The organism is Palleronia sp. (genome assembly GCF_042089775.1).
Lineage (GTDB): Bacteria > Pseudomonadota > Alphaproteobacteria > Rhodobacterales > Rhodobacteraceae > Palleronia.
This window is the reverse complement of the sequence record NZ_JBELKF010000113.1, coordinates 1-8,163: the sequence shown is the minus strand read 5'-3', so window position 1 is coordinate 8,163 and position 8,163 is coordinate 1. Positions and strand designations below refer to the sequence as shown.

Genomic DNA, 8,163 nt, shown 5'->3' with positions numbered 1-8,163 from the left:
GTCAGAGGCCGCCGCGATCGCCGCGATCTGCGCCAGTTCGCGCGACTGCGGGTCCGCCCCGGCCTCCGTCATCTCGACCTGCGCGGCCAGCGCGGCAATCCAGAGATAGGCGGCGCGATTGAGCTCGCGCCGCGGGAAGGCCCGCATCGTGGCCGGCAGGCCCAGCCGCTCGCCGTCGAAGCGCGGAAGTTGCAGCACCTCGTCGGCCGTGCCGAGCTTTCGGCGAAGGCTGAGCCGGTGTTGCGACCGCACAGTCGGCGCCTCGCCGATCTCGACCGCTGCATTGCCGCCCAAGGCGCGGAACAGCAGCACGGCGCTGCCCCGGACCTCCGGCAAGGTGACCGCCGCCTCGTCGAAGGAGGCGACCTCGTCCAGGCGGCTGGCATAGCCGTGCCACGCCTTTCCCACCGTCTCTTCCGGCTCCATCAGGTCGAGCAGATGGACCATGACGCTCACCCGTACACAGCGGAAACGAGATCGCGCAGCGCCACCTGCACGTCGACCTCGTCCGTCAGAGGCTGGATCACGGCGGCGTCGAGCGCCTGTGCAACTGGCATCCCGCCCGAAATCAGGCTGGCCGCGTAGATCAGCAGGCGGGTCGAGACGCCCTCTTCCAGGTCCACGCCCGACAGCTTGCGGATGTGCCCCGCCAGCCGGACCAACGACTGCGCACGCGCCTCGTCCAGCCCGCTTTCGGCGGCAACGACGGACGTCTCGGTCGCGGGGTCCGGAAAGTCGAAGCTGATCGACAGGAAGCGTTGCCGGGTCGAGGGCTTCAGACGCTTCAGCACGTTCTGGTAGCCGGGGTTATAGCTGGCCACCAGCATGAAGCCCGGCGGCGCCACCAGTTCCTCGCCCGTGCGGTCGAGCATCAGCGTGCGGCGGTTGTCGGTCAGCGGGTGCAAGACGACGGTGACGTCCTTGCGCGCCTCGACCACCTCGTCGACGTAGCAGATCGCTCCTTCCCGCACCGCGCGGGTCAGCGGCCCGTCGACCCATTCCGTCTCACCCCCGCGGATCAGGAAGCGCCCGATCAGGTCGGCCGCCGAGAGGTCGTCGTGGCAGGCGACGGTATAAAGCCGCCGCCCGAGCTTCGCCGCCATGTGCTCCACGAAGCGGGTCTTGCCGCAGCCGGTAGGCCCCTTCAGCAGAAGGGGCAGACCGTTGGCGTGGGCCGTCTCGAAGAGCGTGCACTCGTTCGCGACGGGCCGGTAGAAAGGGACGTCGAAATCGTGGCTCTGAAGGGTCATGCCTGCTCTCCCCGGGCTGGCAGCGTGACCTTGGGCAGCGTGATCTGACGCCGCGGGAAGGCCATCGCGTAGAGGAAGAGGAGTGCACCCAGCACCACCGCCACGCCCGAACCGAAGCGCATCAGGTAGAACAGCGACAGCTGGTCCTGCACATCCATGTAGTATTCGCCGACGACGCGCTGCATGTGCGTCTGGATGGTGCCCGCGAAGGTCAGCACGAAGGTCATGAACGCCATCCCGCCCGTCATCAGCCAGAACGCCACGATGTTGAGGCGTTGGTTGTAGGGATCGCGGCCCCGCAGGATCGGCATCGCATAGCTGAACATCGCGAGGTTAAGGGCGACATAGGCGCCGTAGAAGGACAGGTGTCCGTGGGCGGCGGTGATCTGCGTGCCGTGGCTGTAGTAGTTCACGCCGTGCAGCGTGTGCAGGAAGCCCCAGACGCCCGCGCCGAAGAAGGCAACCGTCGCGGACCCCAGCGACCACAGAAGCGCCGCCTGGTTCGGGTGGTTCTTGCGCCCCTTCCAGACCATGACGAAGGCGAAGGTCATCATGCCGAAGAACGGGATCACCTCGAAGGTGGAGAAGACCGACCCGAGCCACTGCCAGTAGCCGGGCAGGCCGATCCAGTAGAAGTGGTGCCCCGTCCCGAGGATCCCCGAGAAGAGCGCGGTCGCCACGATGACATAGAGCCACTTCTCGACCACCTCGCGGTCCACGCCCGTCATCTTGAGCAGCAGGAAGGCGAGGATCGAGGCCATCACAAGCTCCCATGTCGCCTCGACCCACAGGTGGATCACGTACCACCAGTACATCTTGTCGAGCGACAGGTTGTCCGGGTTGATGAAGGCGAAGATCCACAGAAGCGACAGAAGCCACAGCCCCAGCAGCAGGATGTTGGTCACCGCCGTCTTGCGCCCGGCCAGCACGGTCATCGAGATGTTGAAGAGGAAGATGACGGCGCCCACCAGGATGCCGAACTTGACCCACAGCGGCTGTTCGAGGAACTCGCGCCCGCCATGGATGCCGACGAGGTAGCTTGCCACCGCGCCCAGCGTGCCGATCACGAGGATCGCCAGCTGGATATAGGCCAGTTTGACCGAATAGATCTCGCGCTCGCTTTCCTCGGGCACGAGGAAGTAGGCCGCGCCGAAGAAGCCCAGCAGCAGCCAGACCACCAGCGCGTTGGTGTGGATCATCCGCACCACGTTGAAGGGCAGGATCTCGCTCAGGAAATTGGGCGAAACGTAGATCCAGCCGGCCAGCAGGCCCCCCAGGACCTGCACCGCGAAAAGGCCCATCGCTGCGGCGAAATACCAGAGCGCGACCCGTTGTGTTTGATACTTCATGTCCCTGTTCTCCTCAGCCGGCGTCGTTCGGCGGCCAGTCTTGCGTATCGGTCTGATCGGCCCAGCGGAGGAATTCGGCGAGGCCGCGCGTGTCTTCCTCGGTCAGGTCGAAGAACGGCATCTGCCGACGCCCCTCGATCCGCGAGGGCTGCGCCTTCATCCAGGCGTCGAGCACCTCGTAGGCCATCTCGGGGTCGTCCTGGACGCCCCAGCGCGTCATCACGTTGCCGACCTCGGGCGCGAAATACGCACCCTCCCCGTGCAGGGTGTGGCAGTTGATGCAGCTGTTGCGTTCCCAGACATGCTTGCCGCGGACCACCTCGTCGGTGAGCGGCATGCCGGCGGTGGACGTCTTCACGACATAGCGGTGGGAATGGACCGTGAGCGCGACGAAGATCGCCGCGAAGAAGATCGACCCTCCGTAGAAGACGTTTCGCGCCCGCGACTTGGTGAAAATTTCTGACATGCGGAAGCCCTGTGCGACTTTGGGTGTCGCGAGCAGTAGCGGCTTCGACTGGGCAGTTTGTTGCGACAGCGCAAAGAACGCGAAGATCTGTTCGTGCAGGTTGCCCAAGGCCCGAGCGGCGGAGGAATGCCCGATGCAACCCCCCTCACTGGATACGCCCGATCTGGCGCTGCCCGACCTCATGGAGACCTGGCCAGAGACGATCGCCGTCTTCCTGCGCTACAGGATGCTCTGCGTCGGCTGCGTGATCGGCCGTTTCCACACCATAACCGACGCCTGCCGCGAGCATGGCGTCGACGAGACCGAATTCCGCGCGGCTCTGGCCTCGGCTATCCGCGCCAGGGTGTGACCGCTATTCCGGCCCCGCCCCCAGCACCACCAGCCGGTGAGGGTCGGTGACGACCACCCGCTTTCGCCCGCTTTCGACGATGCCGTCCCGCTCCCACGCAGACAGAAGGCGGCTGACCGTGTGCAGTGTGGTCCCCGTCATCTCCGAGATGTTCTGCCGCGTCAGCGGGAAGTCGATCTGGATCCCGTTCTCGACCTTCTTGCCGGACTGGTTGACCATCCGCAAAAGCGCGTTCGCCACCCGCTGCTCGACATGCTGCGTCGCAAGCTCGACGATGCGGGTGTTCATCTCGCCCACGCGCTGCCCAACCGTGCGATAGGATTCGGTAGCGAAGCCTTCGTAGCGTTCGACGAAGACCGGCCAGAGCGAGACAGGCCAGGACAGCGCCAGGCATTCGCTCGCCGTCATCGCGGTGGCCGGATAGGTCGTGCGGCTGAGCGCGGGCGCAATGCCAAAGAGCTGGCCCGCGCCGATATGGAGGGCGATCACCTGCTCTCCGCCGGGGGTCGTGCGGACCACGCGGATCGTGCCGTCCAGAAGCAGGTAGAACCGCTCGGCCTCGGCGCCTTCGTGAAACAAGGCCACGCCCGCCTCGTACCGGCGCGCCACCGCCTGGTCGAGGATCTCGCGGATCTGCGCCCGGTCCAGGCGCCGGAAGGGCGGGATGGGGGCCAGCAGGCTTTCGTCGAGTTTTTTCACCGCAAACGCCAAGAGGTTGATCGAGCGCAAAGTTCGCTGCGGGTCCATAGCCCATATGACGTGGCAGGAAAACAGACGCATGAGGAAAGGAACATATCATGCTTCGCACTCTCGCTATCGCCACCGCCTTCGGTGCTCTCGCCATGGCCGCGCAGGCTGCCGACTACGAGGTCAAGATGCTCAACAGCGGCGCCGAGGGCATGATGGTCTTCGAACCCGCCTACATCCAGATCGAGCCGGGCGACACGGTCACCTTCCTCCCGACCGACAAAAGCCACAACGCCGAGACCATCCCCGGCATGCTGCCCGAAGGGGCAGAGCCTTTCGCCGGTGCGATGAACAAGGAAGTCAGCGTGACCTTCACCGAGGAAGGCATCTACGGCGTGAAATGCAATCCGCACTACGCCATGGGCATGACGGCGGTGATCCAGGTCGGGAATGCCGAGAACCTCGAGGAAGCCACCGGAATCAAGCATCCCGGCCAGGCCGCCAAGCGGATGGCAGCCGCCCTCGCCCAGGTTCAATGAGGCATCCGGGGCGGTGCAAAGGTGCCGCCCCGCTACTCGCAAGGATATGCACATGGAACGGATCGCTAGGCCGTCCTTCCGAGGATCGGCCTTTTTCAGCTACGGGTTTCGCCCATTCTTCCTGGGTGCGGTGCTCTTCGCCTTCGCCGTTGTCCCGGCCTGGCTGCTGATCCTCGCGGCCCGGTTCGAGCTGCACGGGCCGTTCGCGCCGGTGGACTGGCACGCTCATGAAATGCTGTTCGGCTATGGCTCGGCTGTGCTCGCCGGATTTCTCTTTACCGCCGTCCCGAACTGGACCAAGCGCCCACCTGTGAAAGGCCTTCCGCTGGCCCTGCTGCTGGCTCTCTGGATCCTGGGTCGGCTTGCCGTCGCGGGCGTGATCCCCCTGCCCCCGGCGCCTGTCCTCTTGATCGACGCAAGCTTCCTCGCCCTCGTCCTGGCAGTCATTGCCAAGGAAATCGTCGCCGCGCAGAACTGGCGCAACTTGCTGGTGGTCCTGCCCATCTCTCTCTTTCTGGGCGCCGACATCCTGTTCCACGCCGAGGTGCAGGCGACGGGAACCAGCGAGTTCGGGCGGCGCCTCGGTTTTGCGACCCTCGTCTTCTTGATCATGCTGATCGGCGGCCGGATCATTCCCAGCTTCACCCGCAACTGGCTGACCAGGCGCGGCCCCGGCCCCCTGCCCGCGGCGCTTGGATGGTTCGACGCGCTGGCTCTCGCGGTCGGTGCGGCGTCCCAGCTTGTCTGGGTCGTCACGCCCGTCGGCGCGGCCACCGGAGTTGCGCTGCTGCTGGCCGCGATCCTTCACCTCGCCCGTGTCGCGCGGTGGCGCGGATGGCGGACCTTCGCCTCACCCCTCCTGACGATGCTGCACGTCGCCTACGTATTCGTGCCGCTTGGCCTCGCTGCATTGGCCGTCAGCGCCCTTACCGGGACGGTTCCGCTTGCGGTGGGCCTGCATCTTCTGGGGATCGGTGCGATCGGGGGAATGACGCTGGCCGTGATGATGCGCGCAACGATGGGACACACGGGACGTGCCCTCGTGGCGGGGCCGGTTCTTACTGTCGCCTTCGCACTGGTCGGCGCTGCAGCGCTGATCCGCGCCCTTGCCGGGACCGTCGTGGTCGCCGGAGTGTCGGGAACATCGCTGGCCGGACTTCTCTGGGTCGCGGCCTTCGGGCTATTCGCCGCCCGGCTTGCCCCCAGCCTCGTCGCACCGGCTCGCATTTCCACTCCGGCCTGAGGTGCGGTCCGGGCGGAGGAAACTCCGCCCGGACCGTGGTCATCTTACTGCGCCGTGCCGGACGTCGCTTCGTCCCCGTCAGCGCCAGTCGTCGCCTCATCGGCCGCGCCCGCTTCGTCGGTCGTGCCGGCATCGCCTTGTTGCACTTCCTCGAACAGCACCGCCATGCGGACGTTCGCCTTGCCGGGGTTCTTGATCTCGAGCGCCTCGTCCAGGTTCGGCACCTCGTCGCCCACCTGGATCAGCCCGACCATCCACATCGCGTAGTGCGGCATGCACTTGAACCCGTAGACGCCGGGCTCATCCAGCGTGACCGAGACCTCTTATTTGATCTTGCCCCTCCAGGCTTCGGCACCCTCGGGGATCATGCCGAGGATCGTCTCGGAGTTGTGGCTCTTGTCGGTCGGGACGAACGTCACCGTGTCGCCGGGCTCGATCTTCAGAAAAGAGGGCTCGAACACCATCATCTGGCCATCGGGACCCTGGTCGAGCATCTGGATCTCATGCTCCTCGGCCTGCGCCGCGCCAGCGAGGCAAAGGCTGGCGGTCAGGGCGAAAACTCTTCATCGCGTAGTGCATGATCGTTCCTTCTGTCGGTTCCTCGTCCGCACCGCATCGACGCCTCGCAGACGTCGGGTGCGACACCGGGACCCGATCTTGTGGGGGAACATGGGCATCCGGCGATTGTTCCTTTCCCAGCCAGCAATCAAAAAGAGGTCCCCTCATGCGATTCATCATGGCGAGTGCAGCCCTCTGCGCCCTTCTGAGCCCCCTGCCCGTCGCGGCACAGTCCGACAACGCTCCCTCCGACGGCACCGACGTCTTCCGCAACGACCTGCCAGAGACGCACGAGGCCATGGATCTGCCGGACCTCTCGGCAGACGCGGCGTCGCAGGTCCCGGACGATCTTCAGCAGCCATTTGCCACGGCATCAGCCGGCGCGCTTGCAGCGCAGCAGTACGGCAACCTGACGGCCGCCAAATATGCGGGCGGCGCGGTGCGCGATCTTGGCGACCGCATGGCCCTTCTCAATCAGGCGATCAACGACCGGCTCAATGCCGTCGGGGACCGGGCCGGCCAAGGCTCCATGACCGAAGACGTGCGTGCCGACCTTGAGGTTCTGGCGGACCTGAATGGCGCCGAATTCGACCGCCTCTTTGCCACCTGGGTCACCAGCGTCTATCCCACGATCATCGACGCGTGGTCGCAAATGGGTGAAAACGAGACCTTCGCCGAATTGTCCCGGGCCGTGACGCCAAAGCTCGAGGCGCAGCTGGCGACAGCACAAGCTGTGCTCGATGGAGATACCGGCGCAACGCAATCCGGTGCAGCGCAGGCGAACAGCGGCGGGAATGGCGATGCCGGCGCCCAAGGCCAGACCAACGAGCGCCAGCATACGCCAAAGACCGAACAGCCAGAGGTCCAGTCGGGCGAGAACTACGCGCACGAGCAGGTCGAGGTTGACCCGCAGTCCGAGACGGCTTCGCTTCCTGACGACGCAAGCCAGCCCGACACCGCCCCTGCCGCCGGAGCGCTTGATGTCGTCAATCCCGCCATCGTGTTCGCGATGATCGCGGACCCCTCGACAGAGCTCGCGCAGCTCGAGCAGGCGCCCGAATTCCCGGCCGATCAGGTGCACATCGTTTCTCTGAGCGAGCATCTCCAGGAATCCGAGTTGAGCACGCTCGACACCACCCTCTCGGACCACCATGCCAACCTGTCGCGGGTGCGCGATGCAGTGAACTCGCACCAAGGGCTCTACGCCGCCGTCAGCCAAAGTGACGGATCGGTTGAGGATGTCGTCGCATTCGACGTGCTGGACGAGGGCATCGTCCTTTACACGCGCAGCGGCCAGCAAGGTCAGTAAATCAGGTTTTCTTGCCCTCTCGCCAGCCAAGGAGCCGCGGGAAGTAGATCGCAAGGGCCAAGGCCATGGCCACGCTCCAGACGGCCCCGCCAGCTGCAACGGCGGGGCCGTACCAGTCCTGCGCGACCAGCGGCAGGCCTCCGCGGAGCAGAGCGGCAAGGCTGACCAGCGCGAGAACCATGCCATCCTTCCAATCCCCCCGCTGCGCCTCGCGCGCTTGCGCCCGGATGAGACGCAGGGAGATCACCAGCGTGAGCGTTCCCACCGCGCCGATCAGGATCAGGTGGAGCGCGTGAGTGCCCGCGACGCCCGCCCCCAGTTCTGCGGCGGCATACGCCAGGAGCCCCAGCGCCAGCCAACCGAACCCCACATGCAGCCCCCAGAGCAGCGGGTCGGCCAGGACTGCCCGGTCC

9 protein-coding genes and 2 pseudogenes are annotated in these 8,163 nt (G+C 65.8%); 4 read left to right on the top strand and 7 right to left on the bottom strand.

The window, feature by feature from the left end; translation table 11 throughout:
- From ACFDS3_RS17625 to ACFDS3_RS17610, 4 genes and pseudogenes are all read right to left on the bottom strand, one after another.
- A pseudogene (locus ACFDS3_RS17625) lies at window positions 1-447 on the bottom strand (NorD nitric oxide reductase activation protein); the annotation flags it as partial.
- A 5-nt stretch (window positions 448-452) separates the two neighbouring features.
- Window positions 453-1,250 carry a CbbQ/NirQ/NorQ/GpvN family protein gene (locus tag ACFDS3_RS17620; RefSeq protein ID WP_375263664.1) on the bottom strand — a complete coding sequence of 266 codons (798 nt, stop codon included), beginning with the start codon at window positions 1,248-1,250 and terminating at the stop codon, window positions 453-455.
- Window positions 1,247-2,599 (bottom strand): cbb3-type cytochrome c oxidase subunit I, encoded by a 1,353-nt coding sequence (locus ACFDS3_RS17615; protein ID WP_375263663.1) that lies wholly within the window; start codon window positions 2,597-2,599, stop codon window positions 1,247-1,249. The genes ACFDS3_RS17620 and ACFDS3_RS17615 overlap by 4 nt, the downstream gene beginning before the upstream one ends.
- A gap of 13 nt (window positions 2,600-2,612) precedes the next feature.
- Entirely contained in the window at window positions 2,613-3,065 is a 453-nt protein-coding gene (locus tag ACFDS3_RS17610; protein WP_375263662.1) for a c-type cytochrome, read from the bottom strand.
- Between the two features lie 133 nt (window positions 3,066-3,198).
- On the opposite strand from ACFDS3_RS17610, the gene ACFDS3_RS17605 reads away from it, so the two are divergent.
- Window positions 3,199-3,414 (top strand): DUF1858 domain-containing protein, encoded by a 216-nt coding sequence (locus ACFDS3_RS17605; protein WP_375263661.1) that lies wholly within the window; start codon window positions 3,199-3,201, stop codon window positions 3,412-3,414.
- A gap of 3 nt (window positions 3,415-3,417) precedes the next feature.
- Here ACFDS3_RS17605 and ACFDS3_RS17600 read toward each other — a convergent pair whose 3' ends face one another.
- Window positions 3,418-4,113: a Crp/Fnr family transcriptional regulator gene (locus tag ACFDS3_RS17600; RefSeq protein ID WP_375263660.1), complete on the bottom strand. Its 696-nt coding sequence runs from the start codon at window positions 4,111-4,113 to the stop codon at window positions 3,418-3,420.
- 98 nt (window positions 4,114-4,211) lie between these two features.
- Here ACFDS3_RS17600 and ACFDS3_RS17595 point away from each other — a divergent pair, with 98 nt between their 5' ends.
- Together ACFDS3_RS17595 and ACFDS3_RS17590 are read left to right on the top strand one after the other, a co-directional pair.
- Window positions 4,212-4,640 carry a pseudoazurin gene (locus ACFDS3_RS17595; protein ID WP_375263659.1) on the top strand — a complete coding sequence of 143 codons (429 nt, stop codon included), beginning with the start codon at window positions 4,212-4,214 and terminating at the stop codon, window positions 4,638-4,640.
- Window positions 4,641-4,692: 52 nt separating this feature from the next.
- The gene (locus ACFDS3_RS17590; protein ID WP_375263658.1) at window positions 4,693-5,883 is read left to right on the top strand and encodes an NnrS family protein; all 1,191 of its coding nucleotides are present in this window, start codon (window positions 4,693-4,695) and stop codon (window positions 5,881-5,883) included.
- 44 nt (window positions 5,884-5,927) lie between these two features.
- On the opposite strand, the pseudogene ACFDS3_RS17585 reads toward ACFDS3_RS17590, so the two are convergent.
- Window positions 5,928-6,377, bottom strand: a pseudogene (locus ACFDS3_RS17585) (pseudoazurin).
- A gap of 230 nt (window positions 6,378-6,607) precedes the next feature.
- On the opposite strand from ACFDS3_RS17585, the gene ACFDS3_RS17580 reads away from it, so the two are divergent.
- Window positions 6,608-7,750 (top strand): DUF4142 domain-containing protein, encoded by a 1,143-nt coding sequence (locus ACFDS3_RS17580; RefSeq protein ID WP_375263657.1) that lies wholly within the window; start codon window positions 6,608-6,610, stop codon window positions 7,748-7,750.
- A gap of 1 nt (window position 7,751) precedes the next feature.
- Here the strand turns inward: ACFDS3_RS17580 and ACFDS3_RS17575 are convergent.
- Window positions 7,752-8,163 (bottom strand): NnrS family protein (locus ACFDS3_RS17575; protein ID WP_375263656.1); only part of this gene is annotated, 412 nt, incomplete at its 5' end.

What these genes read in the sequence shown, in the direction of transcription:
- ACFDS3_RS17620 (WP_375263664.1), bottom strand. Translation starts at nt 1,250, where the DNA reads ATGACCCTTCAGAGCCACGATTTCGACGTCCCTTTCTACCGGCCCGTC.
- ACFDS3_RS17615 (WP_375263663.1), bottom strand. Translation starts at nt 2,599, where the DNA reads ATGAAGTATCAAACACAACGGGTCGCGCTCTGGTATTTCGCCGCAGCG.
- ACFDS3_RS17610 (WP_375263662.1), bottom strand. Translation starts at nt 3,065, where the DNA reads ATGTCAGAAATTTTCACCAAGTCGCGGGCGCGAAACGTCTTCTACGGA.
- ACFDS3_RS17605 (WP_375263661.1), top strand. Translation starts at nt 3,199, where the DNA reads ATGCAACCCCCCTCACTGGATACGCCCGATCTGGCGCTGCCCGACCTC.
- ACFDS3_RS17595 (WP_375263659.1), top strand. Translation starts at nt 4,212, where the DNA reads ATGCTTCGCACTCTCGCTATCGCCACCGCCTTCGGTGCTCTCGCCATG.
- ACFDS3_RS17590 (WP_375263658.1), top strand. Translation starts at nt 4,693, where the DNA reads ATGGAACGGATCGCTAGGCCGTCCTTCCGAGGATCGGCCTTTTTCAGC.
- ACFDS3_RS17580 (WP_375263657.1), top strand. Translation starts at nt 6,608, where the DNA reads ATGCGATTCATCATGGCGAGTGCAGCCCTCTGCGCCCTTCTGAGCCCC.